Source organism: Cryobacterium sp. Y29 (genome assembly GCF_002929825.1).
Classification (GTDB): Bacteria; Actinomycetota; Actinomycetes; order Actinomycetales; family Microbacteriaceae; genus Cryobacterium.
In genome coordinates, this window is record NZ_PJJN01000033.1 from 39,275 (window position 1) to 59,197 (window position 19,923).

The following is a 19,923-nucleotide window of genomic DNA, read 5'->3' on the forward strand; positions in this document are numbered from 1 at the left end:
CACATCATCTTGAAATACCTTTTTCTCAACGTTGATCGCCGCCCCTGGTGCCCGGAATATCAACGTTAGCGACGGTAGGCACTCACATCGGTGGCCTTGACCGAAAGCCAGACCGTCGACCCCACCTGCAGACCGAGGTCGGCAACCGCGGCCGGGGTCAACTCCGCGATGACCTCCGGGTCGCCGCTCGTGCGCAGGCGCACTCCGCCCGTGCCCGGCTCAATGGCTCTCACCCGGGCCGACCAGACGTTGCGGGGGCTCGCGTGATGGGGCCGTTCCGTGTGCACGACGACCGATGCCGGGCGAAAGACGGCCGCGACGGGGGTGGGGGCTTCTGCTGCGGGGGTGGGGGCTTCTGCGCCAGGGGTCGCGGAGGCAGGGGTTGCGGGCGACAGTGCCGCGGTATCCGCTGGGCGCACCCAGAACGTGCGGCCATCTGGAGCGACGACCGCGCCGTTCTGCGCGGTGCCCACCACGAGATTGACGCCGGCGAGGGCCGCGACGAAGGGGTTCTGCGGGGCCGCGAGCACCGCTGCGGTCGTGCCTTCGTCGATGAGCGCGCCGTGGTGCAGCACGGCGACGCGGTGGGCGAGCACGACAGCGTCGACGATGTCGTGGGTGACGATGATGGCGCTGGTGCCGGTTTCGGCAAGCTGCTCGCGGATGAGTTGACGGATGAACGGTGCTGTTTCCGCGTCGAGGGCGGCCATCGGCTCGTCGAGCAGGAGCACGCGCGGGCCGGCCGCGAGGGCTCGGGCGAGGGCGACGCGCTGCTGCTGCCCGCCGGAGAGGGCGCCCGGCAGGCTGTTGCCGAGGCCGGCCAGGCCGACCCGGTCGAGCCAGCGGTCGGCCTGCACCCGGGCCGAGGCGGCGTTCAGTCGCGCTTCGCCGAACCGGAGCGCGAAGGCCACGTTGGCACGGGCGCTCAGGTGCGGAAAGAGCAGGGGCTCTTGTCCGAGCAGGCCGATAGCGCGATTTTCGGGGGCCACGAGCCGGCCGGGCGCCGTGAGGGCCTCGCCATCGAGGGTGACGGTTCCGGTATCGGGGGTGGCGAGTCCGGCGAGCAGGTCGAGCACGGTCGATTTGCCTGAGCCGTTCGGGCCGAGGAGGGCCAGCACCTCGCCGGGCGCGAGCGTGAGTTGCACGTCGAGGGTGAACCCGCCTCGGGTGAGCTGGAGGTTCGCGGCCAGAAGTGCGGTGACGACGTCCTGGCCGACGGTGGCGGTCACGAGAGTACGCTCGCCCGGCGGGTTCCGACCAGCACGAGGATGATCACGGCGACCGCGATCAACAGCAGCGACAAGGCGACAGCCTGGTCGGTCGTCACGCCCGAGCCGTTGAAGGCGGTGTAGATGGCAAGGGGCATGGTGCGGGTGACTCCGACCTGGTTGCCAGCGAACAGGGCGGTCGCACCGAATTCGCCGAGCGCGCGGGCGAAGCTCAAAACGGTGCCGGCGAGAAGTCCGGGGCCGACCAGCGGCAGCGTGATGCGCGCGAAGACCGTGCCGCGGCCGGCGCCGAGGGTCGCGGCCACCCGCTCGTAGCGGATGCCGGCGGTGCGCAGCGCCCCCTCGACCGCGATCACGAGAAACGGCAGGGCCACGAAAGTTTGCGCAATGACGACCGCCGCGGTCGTGAAGGGAATGCGCAGCCCGGCAAGTTCGAGGGTGTTGCCGAGTACGCCGCCGCGGCCGAGCAGGGAGAGCAGCGCGATGCCGCCGACGAGCGGCGGCAGCACGAGTGGAACGGTGACGAGCGCGCGTAATAAGCCGGCTGCACGCGGCTTCGACCGCGCGATGACGACGGCCAGCGGCACGCCGAGCAGCAGGCAGAGCAGGGTCGAAACGGATGCCGTCGCCAGCGACAAACCCAGCGGCTGCAGGGCCTCGGGTGAGAGCAGCAGGGCGGGCAGGGCAGGCCAATCGACCTTGAGCAAGAGGCCGGCGAGCGGCAGCACGAGCAGGGCGAGGCCGATGCTCGCGGGCAGATAAAGCAGGCGCGGAATCACGCGCGCCACCTCCAGGATCCGGTCGCGGCTCCGGTCGCGGCTCCGGTCGCGGCTCCGGTCGCGGCTCCGGTCGCGGCTCCAGTCGCGGCTCCGGTCGCGGCTCCAGTCGCGGCTCCGGTCGCGGCTCCAGTCGCGGCTCCGGTCGCGGCTCCGGTCGCGGCTCCGGTCCGGGCCCGGGCCCGGGCCGCGGGCCCAGGTTCTAACCTGGGCCTGCGTTCACAAGATGGGCCCAGACGAACAAGAACCCTCACGGGGCAAGAAAGCCGTGGGCGGCGAGCACGGCCTGACCGGCCGGGGAGAGGACCAGGTCGACGAAGGCCTGAGCGGCCTCGGCGTGCGCGCTGTCGGCTACGACCGCGATCGGATAGTGCCCGACGACCGCATCCGCTCCGGCCGGCGTCACTCCCTGGATGCGATCGGGATTGGCGACGACGTCCGTCGCGTAGACGAGGCCGGCATCCGCTTCACCCACGGCGATCTTAGTGACGACGGCCGTCACATTCTGTTCCTCGCTGGCGGGTGTGAGGCTGACGCCCGCGTTGGCGAGCAGGCTGGCGGATGCCGCGCCGCACGGCACCTGCGCCGCGCACAGCACGGTGATCACGCCGGGTCGGGCGAGATCCTTCAGGGTCTCGATCCTGAGCGGGTTGCCGGGGGCGACCGCGATACGAAGCGTGTTGCCGGCGAACAGAGTGGCTTGACCGACCAGTGCATCGTCGCCCAGCGGCTGCATATTCTTCTGGTCGGCACTGGCGAACACATCGGCGGGGGCGCCGGCCGCGATCTGGGTGGCGAGGGTGGAGGATCCGTCGTAGGTGACCTGGACGTCGACGGCCGGATTCTCGTCTTCGAGCAGGGTGGCGAGCTCGTCGAAGGCTTCGGTCAGGGACGCTGCGGCGTAGACGCTGAGGGTCTGGGGCGCGAGCCCCAGAGCGGTCGGCGCATCGGTGTTCGAGGCATTCGAGGCGTTCGAGGGTGCACAGCCGGCGAGGGCCAGGGCGAGCACGGCCAGAACGGCCAGTGCCTGCGGGAGGCGGCTCACGGCATCCGTCCCGGAGTTTCGACGATCACGTTGGTGGCCTTGATCACGGCGACGCTGAGCGAGCCGATCTCGAGGCCGAGTTCGCGCACGGCCTCACTCGACATGAGCGAGACCACGCGGTGCGGGCCGCACTGCAGTTCGACCTGGGCCATGACCGTGTCCAGGGTGATGGCGGTGACGATGCCGACGAATCGATTGCGGGCACTGCGCCCCACACTCGATGGGTCGGTCGGGGTGCTCGCCTGGTCGACCGCGAAGGCCGCGAGCGCGGTTCCGTCGACCGCGAGGCGACCGGTGGCGTCGGCATCCGCTGCGAGACGGCCACCGTCGACCCAGCGTCGTACGGTGTCGTCGCTGACGCCGAGCAGCTCGGCGGCCTCACTGATCCGATATTGCGTCATAAATGGCACGATAGCACCGCATGTGCGGTCTCAACCCATCCGGCTGGCCCCGAAACCACGACCGGCTGGCCCGCAAACCGCATCCGGCTAACCCGGAAACCACATCCGGCTAACCCTAAAATCACGGCGGGCTGCCCCGCACCATGCGCATAACTCCTGCAAATTGCTCAGCCCGGCCGGTACGAACCGCTCAGATAGGGGCAGAGTGACGGCGGCGGCGACAGATTGCAGGAGTTATGCCTCTGTGCAGGGCGGTTCGGCGGTGCTCTTCCCCGAGCTGGTGGCCGCGGGGCCGCGCAGCGCCTAGCGTTAAGCCATGGCTATTCCTCCCCTTGTCGAGCCCGTTGATCGGCTCACCGCCTCCGAAACCGTGCGTACCGCCCGCCAGCGCCGCCTCCCCCAGCTCAATGAACTCGGTCAGCGCCGCCTCGCCAACGCCCGGGTGCTCGTGCTCGGCGCCGGTGGACTCGGCTCCCCCGCCCTGCTCTACCTCGCAGCGGCCGGCGTGGGCACCATCGGCATCGTCGACGATGACGACGTGGAGCCGAGCAACCTGCAGCGCCAGATCGTTCACGGGCAAGCGGATGTCGGCCATCCCAAGGTTGACAGCGCCGCCGAGCGCGTCGCCGAGATCGCTCCGGAAACCACGGTCGTCCGGCACTCCGAGCGTCTCGTGGCGAGCAACGCGGCCGAAATCATCGGCGGCTACGACATCGTCATCGACGGCACCGACAACTTTCCGACCCGGTTTCTCGTGAACGACACCTGCGCGCGGCTGGGGCTGCCGCTGGTGTGGGCATCCGTTTTGCGGTTCGACGCCCAGCTCTCGGTGTTCTGGGCCACTCCGCCGGCCGGCAGCGGCATCACCGGAGTGCACCTGCGCGACTTGTTTCCGACGCCGCCGGCCGAGGGCGAGGTGCCCAACTGCGCCGATGCCGGTGTGCTCGGCGCGCTGTGCGGCCAGGTCGGGTCGCTCATGGCGACCGAAACCATCAAGCTCATCACGGGGATCGGCTCGCCCCTGATCGGTCGGGTGCTCGTGATCGACGCGCTATCGGGTCGGTTCAACGAGATTCCGCTGCTTGGAACCGGCATTGCCGCCGAGCCGACCGCCGCCGAGATTGCCGCCGAGGGTTCAGCCGAGCTCGCCCAAGCGGCCATGGAGAGCACCCCCGAGGTCTCGAGCGTGGAACTTGTCAACCGCCTCGCCGCGCAGAGCGCCGGCACCGACAATTTTCTCGTCGTGGACGTGCGCGAGCCGAATGAATTCGCCGAAAGCTCGATTCCGACGGCCCGGCTCTTGCCCATCGGTGAGCTTCTCACCGATGGGGCGCTCTCAGACAGTGGACGCGCCGCGCTGCCTCAAGACACGCCACTGATTCTGCATTGCCACGCTGGCGGCCGGGCCGCCCGCGCCGCGAACGCGCTGCGCGAGGCGGGATTCACCGATGTTTCGGTGCTCAGCGGCGGGATCCTCGCCTGGGATGACCTCGTCACCGCCGGGGGCGCCTCGGGCATCGGCAGCCGCTGGGAGTCACCAGAGCCCGTCCCGACCAGGCAGCACGCCTCGGCGGGCGACGACGCCGGCACCACCGACCAATCAGACAGTCTGGTCTAGCCGGTGAGCGACACCGAACGCACACACGGGCACACGCACACCGAGCGGGCGGATGCCTGCGCACCCGCCGCATCCGCACGCAGCGTTGCCGAGCAACTCGCGATCGTGCTCGGCAGTGTCGAGCCCTTGCCGCCGGTGCGGGTCGCGCTCGACGAGGCCCGTGGGCTCGTATTGGCCGAAGACGTACTCACGGTGACCGACACGCCTCCCTTCGATAACTCCGCGATGGACGGCTACGCCGTTATCCGCGCTGATCTGCTCGAAGCATCCGCTCAGAACCCGATCACCCTGCCCGTCGTGGCCGACCTCGCCGCCGGCACGGACCAGAACCCGCGCCTGGTACCCGGGCAGGTCGCGCGGATCATGACGGGCGCGCCGATTCCCGACGGAGCGGATGCCGTTGTACCGATCGAAGACACCGACCAGGGCACCGAGCAAGTCACCATCCTTCAGGCGCCCAAGCCCGCGGCGCACATACGCCGGGCCGGCGAAGACGCCCACGCCGGCGACCGGGTGCTGCGCGCGGGCAGCGTGCTCTGGCCCACCCGGGTCGCCGCAGCGGCGAGCGCCGGAACCAGCTCTGTTCTCGTGCACCCCGCTCCTCGGGTGGCCGTCATCTCCACCGGCAGCGAACTCGTCACTCCCGGCAGCCCGACGCGTCGCGGCCAGATTCCCGATTCCAACTCCTTTCTGCTGTCGGCGGCCGTCGCCGAAGCCGGCGGGATTCCCGTACGGATCGGCGCCGTGCCCGACGACGACGATGTGCTGCGTGCGGTGTTGACCGAGCTGGCCGGCCAGGTCGACGTGATCGTGCTCTCCGGCGGGGTGAGCGTCGGAGCGTACGACGTGGTCAAAGCCGTGCTCAAGCCGCTCGGCACGGTCGACTTCGGACCGGTCAAGATGCAACCCGGTAAGCCGCAGGGGTTCGGACGCTGGCCCGCCACCGACAGTGTGCCCGGACCGCTGATCTTCGCCCTGCCCGGCAACCCGGTCAGCGCCTACGTGTCCTTCGAGGTGTTCGTGCGACCCGCGCTGCGGCGTCTGCTCGGCCAGGAGACCCTGCACCGGCGCACTGTCACCGCTACGGTCGTCGATGGTTGGCGTTCCCCGCCCGGACGTGCCCAGTACATGCCCGTCATCCTCACGCACCGCACCGCCGACACCGAAGATGGCAGCGCAGAGGGCAGCACAGATGGCAGCACAGACAGCATCGAGGCACACCCAGCTTCTCGCGGCGGGTCGGGTTCGCACCTCGTCGCCGGCCTCGCTCAGGCCAACGGGCTCGCCATCGTGCTCGAAGACACGTCTCACATTCGCGGCGGCGACCTCATCACTGTCATGCTGACATCATGACGCACACCACCGACACGACCGGAGCGACCATGCCCGCACAGCTGTTCACCCACCTCGACTCGGCCGGACAGGCTCGTATGGTCGACGTGACCAACAAGGTTCCGACCGTGCGCAGCGCCACCGCCGCCGGTTTCGTGCGTTGCGGCGCGCCAGTGATCGCCGCCCTCCGTGACGGCACCGCGCCCAAGGGCGACGTGCTCGCCGTGGCCCGTATCGCCGGAATCCAGGGCGCCAAGAAGACCGCCGACCTGCTCCCCCTGGCCCATGTGATCGGTGTACACGGCGCCGTCGTCGACCTCGTTGTTGACGATGACGGCGTCAGCATCACCGCCACCGTGCGCACCGCCGACCGCACCGGCGTCGAAATGGAGGCGTTCACCGCCGTCACGGTCGCTGCCCTCGCGGTCGTCGATATGGTCAAGGGCCTCGATAAATCCGTCACGATCGAAAACGTGCGCCTCCTCGCCAAGAGCGGCGGCAAGAGCGGCGACTGGCTGCGCGCTTGACCCGGCGCGATTCCGGCACATCCTTCGCTCGAAACGGATGCCCCATCATCGTCACGGGCGCGCCCAGTTTCGGTAGCCGCTATGCCGGTTACCGGAGCGCGCACCGAAATCGGGCGCGCCCATCCGCTGGGCAGACGACATGAGTCGAGGTGCAGGCGCCACTGTCGATTTGCTCGTGCTCGCCGGCGGCCGCGGGCGCCGACTCGGCGGCGCACTCAAGCCCGCGGTCGAAGTGGCCGGTCGTACCCTGCTCTCCCGGGTTCTCGACGCCCGCCCGGTCGCCCGGAACGCCGTCGTCGTCGGCCCGCCTGCCGCCCGGCCCGCCGCCGGCGGTCGACCGGACGACGGCCTGGTCTGGGCCCTGGAGGATCCTCCGTTCGGCGGCCCGGTAGCCGGCATCGCGGCTGGCCTCACAGCGCTTGCGGCGAACGCCGATGCACCCGCCGATTGGGTGCTCGTGCTCGCCTGCGATCTGCCCTGGGGAGCGGATGCCGCCCACCTGCTCGTCGCGGCAGCATCCGCGGCCGAGACCATCGGTGAACAGGCCGAGGGCGTGCACCTCACCGACGACACCGGCCACGCCCAATGGCTTGCCGGGATTTACCGGGCACCCGCCCTGCGCGCCGCCGTGGACCGACTGGGCACTCACGTGAATGGTGCCAGCATGCGTGAGCTGCTCGCGGGACTCAACCTCACGGGACTGCTGGACGAATCCGAAGCCGGTGCTGACGTGGACACGTGGGAAGATGTTGAGAGCAGCACCGCTCGCTTGACCGGTGCTCCCACAATTCAGCCCGACCAGAGGAGTGTCCCCGAATGAGCTCTACACCGTTGCCTCCCGAAGCGCTCGACGAGTGGCTCACGGCCCTCGCCGATCGGCTGCAGCTCGACCCGGCCGACGTGCCGGTGGGCGACCTGCTCGACGCAGCCCGCGACATTGCCCACAACGTGGCCCGGCCGGCTGCTCCCCTGAGCACCTTTCTGATCGGCCTCGCCGCCGCAAAGAACGGTGGAGCGGGCACCGATATCGAAGCTGCCTGCGCCGCCGCGAGCGAACTCGCCCGCGACTGGGCGCCTGAGAAGCTCTGATGGCGACCCTGCGATTCTTTGCCGGCGCAGCCGAAGCCGCCCAGACCGACACGGCCACGCTCGACGCGGGCACGATCGGCGAGCTGCGCGCCGAGCTCGGCGAGCGCTACGGCACCGACTTCATGCGTGTGCTCGGGCTGTGTTCCCTGCTGGTGAACGGCGCCCGCGCCGGTGATGACGCGGTCACGCTCGCGCCCACCGACGCGGTCGACGTGCTCCCACCCTTCGCCGGCGGCTGACCACTCGGTTTCCCGGACACGACTTCCGAGATGTGCCCCGTCGCTTCGGTCCTCGTTGTTCCTAACCGGTCGAAGCTATAAACCGACCCAGGAATGCGTTCCGTCAACCTCGTACTGCTTCTTCCAGATCGGAACCTCTGCCTTCACGGCCTCGACGAGACTCTCACAGGCCGCGAAGGCGTCGCCGCGGTGCGCGCTCGCCACGACCGCCACGAGGGCGAGGTCGCCGACCTCGAGGTGTCCGATGCGGTGGCTGACCGCCAGCACCACCAGCGGATGCTTCCCCCGCACCCGGTCAGCGATCTCACCGATGATGCGCCCCGCGTCGGGATGCGCACTGTAGTCGAGGCCCGTGACGCGGCCGGAAGCATCCGGATCGTGATCGCGCACCTGACCAATAAACGTCACCACGGCCCCGTGGGTCGCATCGGACACCGCCGACAGGTGCTCACCCACGTCGAGTAGCGACTCGGTGACCCGCGCGAAGCCAGCAGCCATCAGTGGTCCCCCCCATCGAGCTGGTCGATGATGTGCCGCACGAGCGGCGCAAGAATAGCCACACCGTCACGCACCGCGCCGGTGGAACCGGGCAGGTTCACGACCAGGGCACCGTTGTTGCCGACCGAATCGGCGATGCCGGCGATACCGCGAGACAACACCGCGGTCGGGATCGTCGCGGCGCTCAACGCGCGCATCCGCTCGGAGATTCCCGGCAGAATCGTGTGGATCACGGTCGTCGTGCCCTCGGGTGTGAGGTCACGCGCCGACACGCCGGTGCCACCGGTCGTCACGACGAGGCGAGCGCCATCGCCGAGCGCTGCCAGGATCGCTCCCGCCACACTCTCGATGCCGTCGGGTACCACCCGCGGTGGCCCGCACGGAATGCCGACCTCCGCGAGCGCATCGACGGTGGCCGGCCCCGACCGGTCTTCGCGCTCCCCGCGCGACGAGCGATCAGACACGGTGATCACGACGGCCCCGAGTTCGGCACCAAGCTTGAGCTGAGTTTTCACCGTTCTACACTACCGCGACGCAGCCCGAGCGGTCCGGCTACCGGCATCCGCTCTGGGCCGAATTCATTTGTCACGGTGTTTGCGCGGTGCACGCCGAACAGCAAACGAACAGGCTGGTTACGCAGCGAGCCGTACGCCCGACAACCAGCCGAGGAAGCCCATGTCAACCGTCTTACCACCACGCGTTACGTCCACGCTGAAGCCGGACCTCTCCAATTGGGATCCGGAACACGACGAAACGTGGGATTCGCGCCTTGCCTGGCGCACCCTGTGGATCACTACTTTCAGCATGACCCTGGGCTTCGCGGCCTGGTACCTGGTCAGCGCTATCGCCCCACGGCTGAACGACATCGGCTTCGACCTCGGCACCAGCCAGCTGTACTGGCTGGTCGCGCTGCCGGGCCTCGCCGCCGGCCTGTTGCGACTCATCTTCATGTTTTTACCGCCGATTCTCGGCACCCGCGTACTCGTCGCCCTGTCAAGCGCCCTCCTACTGCTGCCGATGATCGGCTGGACCCTCGTCGCCCGCGACGTCTCCACCCCCTACTGGGTGCTGCTGGCACTCTCGTTCGCCGCCGGTATCGGCGGCGGCAGCTTCTCAGGGTTCATGGCGTCGACGAGCTATTTCTTTCCCAAGCGCCTGGCCGGAACGGCCCTCGGCCTGCAGGCGGGGCTCGGCAACTTCGGCATCGGCCTCATTCAGCTGCTCACTCCATGGGTGGTCGGTTTCGGCCTGCTCGGCACTGCCGCCCTCACCCCGGAGAGCGACTCGAACGGTGAACTGGTCTGGCTGCACAACGGCGGACTCGTGCTCATCCCCTGGGTGATCCTCGCGATCATCCTCGCCCTCCTCTGCCTCAAGCGTGTGCCGATCAAGGCCAACTTCAGACAGCAGCTCGACATCTTCACGGTCAAGCACACCTGGATCATGACCGCCATCTACCTGATGAGCTTCGGCGCATTCAGCGGTCTGGCCGCGCAGATGGGCCTGATCATTCTCAACGTGTACGGAGATTTTCCGGATGCTCCCAACCCGCTCGCTTTTGCCTTCATCGGCCCCGTCGTCGGCGCCCTCGTGCGCGCGGCCTCTGGTCCGCTCTGCGACCGGTTCGGCGGCGCCATCTTCACCTTCATCGGCGGCGCGGGCATGGCCGTCGGCACCACCGTCACGGTATTCTTTCTCACCCCGACGAGCGTCGACGAGTTCGACGGCTTTCTCACCGGCATGATCATCATCTTCTTCTTCTCCGGGCTGGCCAATGCCGGAACGTTCAAGCAGATGCCGATGATCTTTCCCAAGCGGCAGGCCGGCGGAGCGATCGGCTGGACCGCAGCGATCGCCGCCTTCGGACCGTTCATCGTGGGCATGGCCCTCACCGCCATGAGTCCGACCACTTTCTTCATCGGCTGCTCCGCCTTCTGCGTGGTCTGCACCGGGCTGGCCTGGTTTTATTACGCGCGTCCCGGTGCCCCCAACCCGAGCTGACGCTCCCTCCATTTACCCGAAGTCCCCTCCTCCTCCAGCGGGGGCTTCGGGTTTTTTCCTGCCAGCAGGGGGTCATACTGACATGAGGAGGTCACCGATGACCAGAAATGAAGAACCATCAGGCGGTGACCCGGTCTGCTGGCTCGAACAGGTCTGCCCGGAGTGCGGCGCCTACGTCTCCGGCGAGTTGCCGGCCACCTGTTGGCGGTGCAACACGGTGGTTTCGCCGTCCTGACGGCTTGAACCGGGCATCCGTCAGCCATCCTGTGAAGCGGATGCCGGGCCGCGCCTCGCCTCGCCTGCTTGCGTTGTACTCGGAACGGTTAGACGCGCGTCTCAGACAGTTCAGTCGGCGCGGGCTCCGCAACGTCGTCCGTAAAGGGCTGCGAGGTTCGCGGCGCGTTGTACAGCGTCTCGTCGAGGATTCCCTGGCGCTTGGCCACGATCGTGGGCACGAGCGCCTGACCGGCCACGTTCACGGCGGTGCGGCCCATGTCGATGAGCGGATCAATGGCCAGCAGAAGGCCGACCCCGGCCAGCGGCAGACCCAGCGTTGACAGGGTCAGCGTCAGCATGACGACGGCGCCCGTGGTGCCGGCCGTGGCTGCCGAACCCAATACGGATACGAGAACGATGAGCAGGTACTGGGTGAGGTCCAGCTGAATTCCGAAGAACTGTGCCACAAAGATGGCGGCGACGGCGGGGTAAATAGCCGCGCAACCATCCATCTTGGTCGTCGCCCCGAGCGGAACAGCGAAGGATGCATATCCGCGCGGTACGCCCATGCTGCGTTCCGTGACGCGCTGCGTCAGCGGAAGAGTGCCGATGGATGAGCGCGACACGAAGCCCAGCTGAACAGCCGGCCAGACACCCGAGTAGTACTGCTTGACGGAGAGACCGTGAGACTTGATCAGTACCGGGTAGACCACGAACAATACCAGGATCAGGCCAACGTAGATGGTGGCTGCGAACTTGCCCAGCGAACCCATGGTGTCCCACCCGTAGACCGCGACGGCATTACCGATCAGGCCGATCGTGCCGAGCGGCGCGATGCGAATAATCCACCACAGCACCTTTTGAATGACCGCCAGAGCTGACGCGTTGAGGTTCAGGAATGGCTCGGCAGCTTTGCCCACCTTCAACGCGGCAATGCCTACCGCAATGGCGATGACGAGAATCTGCAGCACGTTGAAGCTGACGGTGGTACTTGCGATGCCATCGACGACGGAAGTATTGGCGCCGAGTCCGAGGAAGTTCTTCGGGAAGAGCCCGGTCAAAAATGCCCACCAGTCCCCGGTCTTACCGGTGTATTCGGCATTCTCGGTGATGCCCGTTCCGGCTCCCGGTCGTACCAGCACGCCCAGTCCGATGCCGATCAGAACGGCAATCAACGCGGTGATGGCAAACCACAGCAGAGTGTTCCACGCCAGCTTCGCCGCGTTGGACACTGCGCGCAGGTTCGCGATGGAGCTGACCACGGCCGTGAAGATGAGCGGTACGACGGCAGCTTGCAGCAGCGAGACGTAGCTTGACCCGATAATTTTCAGGGTCGCACCGAGCCCGTTGGGATTCGCTTCGGTACTGCCGGTGTATTTGGCCATCAGCCCGAGGCCCAGACCGATGATGAGCGCGGCGATGATCTGAACGCTGAACGAGCGCACCCATTTGGGAAATCTGCTGCCGTGGGTACTGACGGGAACTACTGAAGTCACTGGTTCGACACTTCCTCTTGTCATTCGTGAGTAACACTGGCGCCCCTGTCCCGCGCAGCGGAGCTCCTTGAGAGTCCACCGCCGCGTGCAGGCGCCTTTATCCCCAAGGCTGGAAGGCGGCGCAGTATTCCTTCACTCGGTAGATGACCTTGTGCGGCTACTTCTCCTGCAGGTATTCGGCGAGCACCCGCGCATGGTTCACCCGTGGGTCCTTTGCTCCATAGACCAAAGTCGTCACGCCGGCCGCGGCGAGCGCGCGAAGCTGCACGACGGCCGCCTGGGTCTCGGTAGTGCCGTCAAGTTCGGCGCGGTAGCGCAGGGTGAACTCATCCATGCGCTTCGGGTCGTGCTTCCACCAGGTGCGGAGCTTGGGTGACGGCGCAATCTCTTTCAGCCATTCATCGAGGTCGGCGCTCTCCTTAGAGACACCGCGCGGCCAGAGTCGATCAACCAGCACCCGGCAGCCATCAGAAGCGGATGCCGCCTCATACGCCCTCTTGATCCGCACCATGAAATCAGACTACTTTCTGGAGCGCTCCAGCGGGCGCTCGCTTTTCTCCCAGCCGCGGTGGGGCGCCCGCGAACCGGCGCCCCGCGGGTCGTCGCGGGAACGGTAGACCACGTAGGGGCGCACGAGGTAGCCGAGTGGCGCCGAGAACACGTGCACCAGTCGGGTGAATGGCCAGAGCAGGAACAGCGTCGTGGCCGTCAGCACGTGCAGTTGAAAGAAGAACGGCACGTCGCTCATCAGCGACGGGTCGGGCTGCAGGCTATACAGCGAGCGGATCCACGGCGAAATCGACCCGCGATAGTCGTAGCCGCCGCCAAAGATTTGGTATAGCACGGTCGCTGTCGTGCCGAACGTAATCGTACTGGCCAGGAACACGTACATGACTTTGTCCATCACCGTTGTGACCAGCAGCACCCGTTTGGTCAGGCGGCGGCGGTAGACCAAAATGGCGAGCCCGGCAACGGTGAGTACGGCGGCGAAGCTGCCCAGCCAGGTCGCACCGAGGTGGTACATGTGCTCGGTCACGCCGAAGAATTGGAGCCACGGCTTGGGAATGAACAGGCCGACGACATGCCCGCCGATCACCATGAGGATGCCATAGTGAAACATGGGTGAACCCCAGCGCAGCAGGCGGTTCTCGTAGGTCTGACTGGACCGCGAGGTCCAGCCGAACTGGTCATAGCGGTAGCGCAATAGGTGGCCCACCACGAACACTCCCGTCGCGGCGTAGGGAAAAGCGACCCAGAGCAGGTAATCCCAGGCGGTCATACTCTCACATCTTCATTTGCGTGCGCGGAAAACGGCTTCAAATTGCCGAGGTAGGTCATGCCGACCGTCTCGGTCGGCGGCCCCTCATTGACCAGGTTGAGGTAGCGTTCGCGGGTCTCGTCGTCGATCATGGGCAACGACAGGCACACCGCCTCGACCAGGTGGGCGTAGGGACTGTCGAACTTCTCGAGCGCCGTGCGCAAGACCTCGATGCCGTCCCGGTGTGCGGCGAGCAGTTCCTGCGCGATCGGCGAGTCCGACAACGCCGAGAATTCCAGCACCATGGGCAGGTAGTCGGGTAGTTCGTCGGCGTCAACCTGCCAGCCCGCGGCCCGGTAGGCCTCGACGAACCGCACGAGCGCCATGCCGCGGCGGCGAGTGTCGCCGGCGGCGTAGTAGGTGAGGTACGGGCAGCACTTGCGTTTCAGGTCGAAGGTTGCGGTGAAGTGCGTTTCGAGCTGCTGCTGGCTGAGCGTGTTCACCGCGGTGAAGAATGCCTGGAAGCTGCGGCGCAGCTCGCCGGGCAGATCCGCAACGGATGTCTCCACCAGCGCAAACTGCGCCCGCCGTTCCGGCGTGGGGTAGTCGAGCAGAATCGACGCCGCCATGTGCGCAATCACCCCTTGCTCTGGCGTCAGAGGAACGGCCGCGATCGCTCGCGGCGCCACCTTGGGTGCCCGGAAGCCGAAGTTCATCCGTGCGCCGAGGGTGCCGACACTCATGCGGGGCTCCCGGCATCCGCTATCGGCGGGAACATGCCCTGGGGCGCTCCGTTACCGTTCCAGTTGAGCAGGTTGACCCGGCCCGGGGTGGTCGGCGCGGTCGCACTCGGGCGCCCGGTCATGGTGTTGTAGTTGTCGACCGTGGCGCCGAGCGGCATGCCGACGGTGTTGCCGTACGGGCCGCTGTGCCCGGCAGAGCCGGGCCCGCCCATGCCGGGGCCGCCGTCGGTGTCGAGCGAGCAGCCGAGCTCTTCGAGCTCGCGTGCGGTCTCGACGTGAGCCTTGGGAATGACGTAGCGGTCTTCGTACTTAGCGATTGCCAGCAGCCGGTACATGGCGGTGATGGTCTCACCGGTCATGCCGACCGCGTTCGGAATGCGCTCGTCTGGTTCGTTGCCGAGGAAGATGCCCCGCATGTAGGCGCGCATCGCGGCGAGCTTGCGCAGTGACAGCTCGACCGGAACGACGTCGCCGGCCGAGAACAGTCCGGCGAGGTATTCCACCGGGATGCGCAGCTTGTCGATCGCGGCGAATAGGGTGCGCGCGTCTTCGCCGTCGCTGCCCGAGTTGCTCACGACGTCGACCACCGGGGAGAGCGGGGGGATGTACCAGACCATCGGCATGGTGCGGTACTCCGGGTGCAGGGGCAGGGCGATCTCGTACTCGGAGATGAGCTTATAGATGGGGCTGTTCTGGGCGGCTTCGATCCAGTCGTCGGCCATGCCCTCCGCCTTGGCGGCGGCGATGACCTCGGGGTCGAACGGGTCGAGAAAGCAGGCGCGCTGGGCGCCCTGCAGGTCCTGATCGTTTTCGATCGAGGCCGCGGCGAGCACCGCGTCGGCGTCGTAGAGCATGAGGCCCAGGTAGCGCAGGCGTCCGACACAGGTTTCGGAGCAGATGGTGGGCTTGCCCTGTTCGATCAATGGGTAGCAGAGCGTGCACTTCTCGGCTTTGCCCGTTTTGTGGTTGAAGTACACCTTCTTATAGGGGCAGGCGGAGACGCACATGCGCCAGCCGCGGCATCCGTCTTCGTCAACGAGCACGATGCCGTCTTCTTCACGCTTGTACATGGCACCGGAGGGGCAGGCCGCGACGCAGGCGGGGTTGAGGCAGTGCTCGCAGATACGCGGCAGGTAGAACATGAAGGTCTCTTCGAACTCCATCTTCACGTGCTCACTCATCGTTGCGAGAATCGGGTCCTGCGCGGCGGTTTCCTGCGAGCCACCGAGGTTGTCGTCCCAGTTACCCGACCATTTGATGTCCATGTCCTGGCCGGTCAGCAGCGACTTCGGGCGTGCGACCGGGCTTTGCGTGCCGGCCGGGGCGGTGGTGAGCATGTCGTAGTCGTAGGTCCACGGCTCGTAATAGTCGTCGATTTGCGGCAGGTTCGGGTTGTTGAAGATCTGCGAGAGCTTCTTCAGCCGCCCGCCGGCCTTGAGCTGCAGCCGGCCGCGCTTGTTGCGTACCCAGCCGCCCTTCCACTTTTCCTGATTTTCGTATTCGCGCGGGTACCCGATGCCGGGCCGCGTCTCCACGTTGTTGAACCAGGCGTACTCCACGCCGGTGCGGTTGGTCCACACCTGCTTGCAGGTGACGGAGCAGGTGTGACACCCGATGCACTTGTCGAGGTTCATAATCATCGACATCTGGGCCATAACACGCATTAGTAGTCCACTTTCTGGCTGCGACGACGAATCACGGTGACCTCGTCGCGTTGGTTCCCGGTCGGGCCGAGGTAGTTGAAGGCGAAGGACAGCTGGGCGTAGCCGCCGATCAGGTGGCTGGGTTTCAAGAGGATGCGGGTGAGCGAGTTGTTGGTGCCGCCGCGCATACCGCTGGTTTCGGCGACCGGCACGTTGATGGTGCGGTCTTTCGCGTGGTACATGTACACGGTGCCTTCGGGCATGCGGTGCGAAACGATCGCTCGCGCGACGACGACGCCGTTGCGGTTGTAGGACTCGATCCACTCGTTGTCGCGCACGCCGATCTTGTCGGCGTCCTGCGGGCTCATCCAGATGGTTGGCCCGCCGCGGGAAAGCGAGAGCATGAGCAGGTTGTCCTGGTATTCGGAGTGGATCGACCACTTCGAGTGCGGGGTGAGGTAGCGCACGGCGACCTCGGCATGACCGGCCGAGCCCGTCGCCCCGGTCGCGGTCGTGGCGCCGACGATCGAGTCGTCGAACAACCGGTGCATGTCCAGCGGCGGCCGAAAAATGGGTAGCTGTTCACCGAGCTCGATCATCCAGTCGTGGTCAAGGTAGAAGTGCTGGCGACCGGTGAGGGTGTGCCAGGGCTTCAGGTGCTCGACGTTGATGGTGAAAGCGCTGTAGCGGCGACCACCGTGCTCGGAACCCGACCACTCCGGGGAGGTAAGCACCGGAACCGGCGCTCCCTGCACATCCGGGTAGCTGAATCGGCGGCCCTCGTTGTCGCTGGCCAGGTGGGCGAGCTTGACGCCGGTGCGTTCCTCGAGCTGGCGAAAACCCTGGGTGCCGAGGCGGCCGTTGGTGGTGCCGGAGAGGGCGAGCACCATTTCGCAGGCGTGGATCGCCGTCGACAGGCGCGGGCGGCCGGCGGCCGGCCCGCTGGGCACCAGGCCGTTCTTCTTGCCGAGGTAGGCGACCTCCACGTCGGGGTTGAATTTCACCCCCTTGGTGACCATGCCTTCCGCGGCGGTGAGCGGCCCGAGCGCGCCGAGCTGTGCGGCAAAGGCCGGGTAGTCGCGTTCGACAACGACGAGCCTCGGCATGGTGACCCCGGGAATGAGCGGCTGGTCGCTGAGCACAATGCCGTGCGGAGTGGCCATGCCGTCGGGGGTGTCGTGTTGCAGCGGAGCGGCGACGAGGTCCTTGCGCACCCCGAGGTGCTTCACCGACATTTCGGAGATTTTCGCGGCGAGCACGTGAAAGATGTCGAAGTCGGTCTTGGCCTGCCACGGCGGGGCGATCGCGGGGTTGAACGAGTGAATGAACGGATGCATGTCCGTCGTGGAGAGATCGTTCTTCTCGTACCAGGTGGCCGGGGGCAACACCACGTCACTGTAAATAGTCGTCGACGTCATGCGGAAGTCGCTCGTGACCATCAGGTCGAGCTTGCCCTCCGGCGCGCTCTCATGCCATTTCATGGTCTTCGGGCGGCGAGCCGGCATCGATTCGACGGCGCGCACCGCGGAGGGCGCCCCGAGCAGGTGCTTGAGAAAATACTCGTTGCCCTTGCCGGAGGAGCCGAGCACATTGGCCCGCCACACTACGAGCACGCGGGGAAAGTTCTCGGGGGCGTCGGGGTCTTCGCAGGAGAACTCGAGCGAGCCGTCCCGGAGCGAATCGACCACGTATTCCGCTGGCTCCTGGCCCGCGGCTGCGGCGTCGTCGACGAGGTCGAGCGAGTTGCGGTTGAAGGTGGGGTAGCTGGGCATCCAGCCGCGTTTGGCCGAATCGACCATGGTGTCCGCGGTGGTGCGTCCCGTGAATATGCCGGCGCCGAGCGGGCTTGCCAGGGTGTCGGCGCTGAGTCCGTCGTAGCGCCACTGGTCGGTGGCGAGGTAGAAGAAGCCGGTGCCGATCATCTGGCGCGGCGGCCGCACCCAGTCCAGGCCGAAGGCGTATTGGCCGTATCCGGTGAGCGGGCGCACCTTTTCCTGGCCGACATAGTGGGCCCAGCCGCCGCCGTTGACGCCCTGGCAGCCGGTCATGGTGGTGAGCGCGAGAAAGGCGCGGTAGATGGTGTCGGAGTGGAACCAGTGGTTGGTGCCGGCGCCCATCAGAATCATCGAACGACCCTGTGAATCCTCGGCATTCTGCGCGAACTCGCGGCCGATGCGCGCGGCGGCCTGCCACGGCACCGAGGTGATCTCTTCCTGCCAGGCGGGGGTGCCGGGCGTCGACCCGTCGTCGTACCCGGTGGGCCACACGCCCGGCAGGCCGGGGCGACCGACGGCGTACTGGGCGAGCAGCAGGTCGAACACTGTCGTCACGAGCACGCCGGCGACGAGGCGTACCGGCACGCCGCGGCGTACGATGCCGGCCGCTCCGGCGTGCTGTTCACCGGCATTGTCCGCGCCCGGCGTGACGTCGAAGCGGGGCAGGTCGATTGCGGCGGTGGCACCGTCGTAATCGGGGGCATCCGCTATCGAGAGCAGCGGATCGCGGCCCTCGAGGTCGAGGTTCCAGGTGCCCTTGTCGGCCTCGCTGAACCGGTGGCCGATCGAACCGTTCGGCACGAACGGTTCGGCGTTTTCGTCGAGCATGACGGTTTTGAAGGCCGCGCTCGACACGGATGCGTCGGTGCCGGGCAGCGCGTCGGCCGTCAAAAACTTGCCGGGGACCCAGGCGTCCTGGCGCGGGGTGAGCGCGATCAGGTAGGAGGAGTCGCTGAACTTCTTCATATAGTCGACGAAACGCGGGGTGCGGCGGTCGACCAGGAATTCCTTCAGCACGACGTGCCCCATGGCGAGCGCGAGGGCGCCGTCGGTGCCGGGGTGCACGGCGAGCCACTCGTCGGCGAACTTGGAGTTGTCGGCATAGTCGGGCGAGACCGTGATGACTTTCTGGCCGCGGTAACGGGCTTCCACCATGAAGTGGGCATCGGGGGTGCGGGTAACGGGAACGTTGGAGCCCCACATGATCAGGTAGCTCGAGTTCCACCAGTCGGCCGATTCGGGGACGTCGGTCTGGTCGCCGAACACCTGTGGGCTCGCTACCGGCAGGTCGGCGTACCAGTCGTAGAACGAAAGCATGGTGCCGCCGAGCAGCGAGATGAAGCGGTTGCCAACGCCCTGGGACACGATTGACATGGCCGGAATCGGGCTGAAACCCACGACCCGGTCCGGGCCGTATTTCTTGATGGTGTGTACGTGGGCGGCGGCGACGATCTCGGCGGCCTCATCCCAGCTGGCACGCACCAGTCCACCCTGCCCCCGGGCACTCTTGTACTGGCGGGCGGTCTCGGGGTTACGGGTGATCTCCGCCCAGGCGAGCACCGGGTCGCCCAGGCGGGCCTTCGCTTCGCGATAGAGGTTCAGCAGTACACCGCGCACGTAGGGGTAGCGCACCCGGGTGGGCGAGTAGGTGTACCAGCTGAAGGCGGCGCCCCGGGGGCAACCGCGCGGCTCGTATTCGGGACTGTCCGGGCCGACACTGGGATAGTCGGTCTGCTGGGTTTCCCAGGTGATGATGCCGTCTTTGACGTACACCTTCCACGAGCAGCTGCCGGTGCAGTTCACGCCGTGGGTGGACCGCACCTCTTTATCGTGGGTCCAGCGGTCACGGTAGAACGTGTCGGCGGCGCGGCCGCCGTTCTTGAACACGCTGCGCAGGTCTTCGCTGGTTTCGCCGCGGCGCAGAAAGCGGCCGAGCTTGATCAAAGAGTCGGCGACCGGGCCGTCGGTGCCGGGCTTGGTCGCGGCGCTGGTGGAAACTCTGGAGCTGGTGTTTATGCGCTTTTTCACGGCTGTCCC

19 protein-coding genes are annotated in these 19,923 nt (G+C 67.0%); 7 read left to right on the plus strand and 12 right to left on the minus strand.

Translation table 11 applies throughout. The annotated features are described in order from the left end of the window. Positions 1-65: 65 nt before the first annotated feature. The 4 genes from CXY74_RS09260 to CXY74_RS09275 form a co-directional block, all read right to left on the minus strand. On the minus strand, positions 66-1,229 hold the full coding sequence (locus CXY74_RS09260) for a sulfate/molybdate ABC transporter ATP-binding protein (protein ID WP_104200180.1): 1,164 nt from the start codon (positions 1,227-1,229) through the stop codon (positions 66-68). Further along, entirely contained in the window at positions 1,226-2,008 is a 783-nt protein-coding gene (locus CXY74_RS09265) for an ABC transporter permease (RefSeq protein WP_233193307.1), read from the minus strand. The genes CXY74_RS09260 and CXY74_RS09265 overlap by 4 nt, the downstream gene beginning before the upstream one ends. A 247-nt stretch (positions 2,009-2,255) precedes the next feature. Then, on the minus strand, positions 2,256-3,050 hold the full coding sequence (modA, locus tag CXY74_RS09270; protein ID WP_104200182.1) for a molybdate ABC transporter substrate-binding protein: 795 nt from the start codon (positions 3,048-3,050) through the stop codon (positions 2,256-2,258). Next, a complete protein-coding gene (locus tag CXY74_RS09275; RefSeq protein WP_104200183.1) occupies positions 3,047-3,451 on the minus strand; it encodes a molybdopterin-binding protein in 405 nt (134 codons plus the stop codon). The genes modA and CXY74_RS09275 overlap by 4 nt, the downstream gene beginning before the upstream one ends. A 316-nt stretch (positions 3,452-3,767) precedes the next feature. On the opposite strand from CXY74_RS09275, the gene CXY74_RS09280 reads away from it, so the two are divergent. The 6 genes from CXY74_RS09280 (at position 3,768) to CXY74_RS09305 (ending at position 8,256) form a co-directional block, all read left to right on the plus strand. After that, positions 3,768-5,069: a ThiF family adenylyltransferase gene (locus CXY74_RS09280; protein WP_104200184.1), complete on the plus strand. Its 1,302-nt coding sequence runs from the start codon at positions 3,768-3,770 to the stop codon at positions 5,067-5,069. A gap of 3 nt (positions 5,070-5,072) precedes the next feature. After that, positions 5,073-6,422 (plus strand): gephyrin-like molybdotransferase Glp, encoded by a 1,350-nt coding sequence (glp, locus tag CXY74_RS09285; protein WP_104200185.1) that lies wholly within the window; start codon positions 5,073-5,075, stop codon positions 6,420-6,422. After that, positions 6,419-6,928, plus strand: coding sequence for a cyclic pyranopterin monophosphate synthase MoaC (moaC, locus tag CXY74_RS09290; protein ID WP_233193308.1), 510 nt, complete (start codon positions 6,419-6,421; stop codon positions 6,926-6,928). Before glp ends, moaC begins: the two co-directional genes overlap by 4 nt. Positions 6,929-7,067: 139 nt before the next feature. Then, a complete protein-coding gene (locus tag CXY74_RS09295; protein ID WP_104200186.1) occupies positions 7,068-7,748 on the plus strand; it encodes a molybdenum cofactor guanylyltransferase in 681 nt (226 codons plus the stop codon). Then, the gene (locus tag CXY74_RS09300) at positions 7,745-8,017 is read left to right on the plus strand and encodes a DUF6457 domain-containing protein (RefSeq protein WP_104200187.1); all 273 of its coding nucleotides are present in this window, start codon (positions 7,745-7,747) and stop codon (positions 8,015-8,017) included. The genes CXY74_RS09295 and CXY74_RS09300 overlap by 4 nt, the downstream gene beginning before the upstream one ends. Further along, positions 8,017-8,256 (plus strand): MoaD/ThiS family protein, encoded by a 240-nt coding sequence (locus CXY74_RS09305; protein ID WP_104200188.1) that lies wholly within the window; start codon positions 8,017-8,019, stop codon positions 8,254-8,256. Before CXY74_RS09300 ends, CXY74_RS09305 begins: the two co-directional genes overlap by 1 nt. A 75-nt stretch (positions 8,257-8,331) precedes the next feature. Here CXY74_RS09305 and CXY74_RS09310 read toward each other — a convergent pair whose 3' ends face one another. Together CXY74_RS09310 and CXY74_RS09315 are read right to left on the minus strand one after the other, a co-directional pair. After that, positions 8,332-8,754, minus strand: a complete 423-nt coding sequence (locus CXY74_RS09310; RefSeq protein ID WP_104200189.1) for a molybdenum cofactor biosynthesis protein MoaE — start codon at positions 8,752-8,754, stop codon at positions 8,332-8,334. Then, positions 8,754-9,269, minus strand: coding sequence for a molybdenum cofactor biosynthesis protein B (locus CXY74_RS09315; RefSeq protein ID WP_104196015.1), 516 nt, complete (start codon positions 9,267-9,269; stop codon positions 8,754-8,756). The genes CXY74_RS09310 and CXY74_RS09315 overlap by 1 nt, the downstream gene beginning before the upstream one ends. Before the next feature lie 160 nt (positions 9,270-9,429). Here CXY74_RS09315 and CXY74_RS09320 point away from each other — a divergent pair, with 160 nt between their 5' ends. Next, entirely contained in the window at positions 9,430-10,755 is a 1,326-nt protein-coding gene (locus tag CXY74_RS09320) for an MFS transporter (RefSeq protein ID WP_104200190.1), read from the plus strand. Between the two features lie 323 nt (positions 10,756-11,078). Here CXY74_RS09320 and CXY74_RS09325 read toward each other — a convergent pair whose 3' ends face one another. The 6 genes from CXY74_RS09325 to CXY74_RS09350 all read right to left on the minus strand — a co-directional run bounded on the left by CXY74_RS09325 (position 11,079) and on the right by CXY74_RS09350 (position 19,914). After that, entirely contained in the window at positions 11,079-12,491 is a 1,413-nt protein-coding gene (locus tag CXY74_RS09325; RefSeq protein WP_104200191.1) for a dicarboxylate/amino acid:cation symporter, read from the minus strand. A gap of 133 nt (positions 12,492-12,624) precedes the next feature. Beyond that, positions 12,625-12,978, minus strand: a complete 354-nt coding sequence (locus CXY74_RS09330; protein WP_104200192.1) for a DUF488 domain-containing protein — start codon at positions 12,976-12,978, stop codon at positions 12,625-12,627. Positions 12,979-12,987: 9 nt separating this feature from the next. After that, a complete protein-coding gene (narI, locus tag CXY74_RS09335; protein ID WP_104200193.1) occupies positions 12,988-13,746 on the minus strand; it encodes a respiratory nitrate reductase subunit gamma in 759 nt (252 codons plus the stop codon). Then, positions 13,743-14,468 carry a nitrate reductase molybdenum cofactor assembly chaperone gene (narJ, locus tag CXY74_RS09340; protein WP_233193309.1) on the minus strand — a complete coding sequence of 242 codons (726 nt, stop codon included), beginning with the start codon at positions 14,466-14,468 and terminating at the stop codon, positions 13,743-13,745. Before narJ ends, narI begins: the two co-directional genes overlap by 4 nt. Next, positions 14,465-16,132, minus strand: coding sequence for a nitrate reductase subunit beta (gene narH / locus CXY74_RS09345; protein WP_104200194.1), 1,668 nt, complete (start codon positions 16,130-16,132; stop codon positions 14,465-14,467). The genes narJ and narH overlap by 4 nt, the downstream gene beginning before the upstream one ends. Beyond that, complete coding sequence (locus CXY74_RS09350; protein ID WP_233193310.1) at positions 16,132-19,914, minus strand: nitrate reductase subunit alpha; 3,783 nt, start codon at positions 19,912-19,914, stop codon at positions 16,132-16,134. The genes narH and CXY74_RS09350 overlap by 1 nt, the downstream gene beginning before the upstream one ends. Positions 19,915-19,923 lie beyond the last annotated feature (9 nt).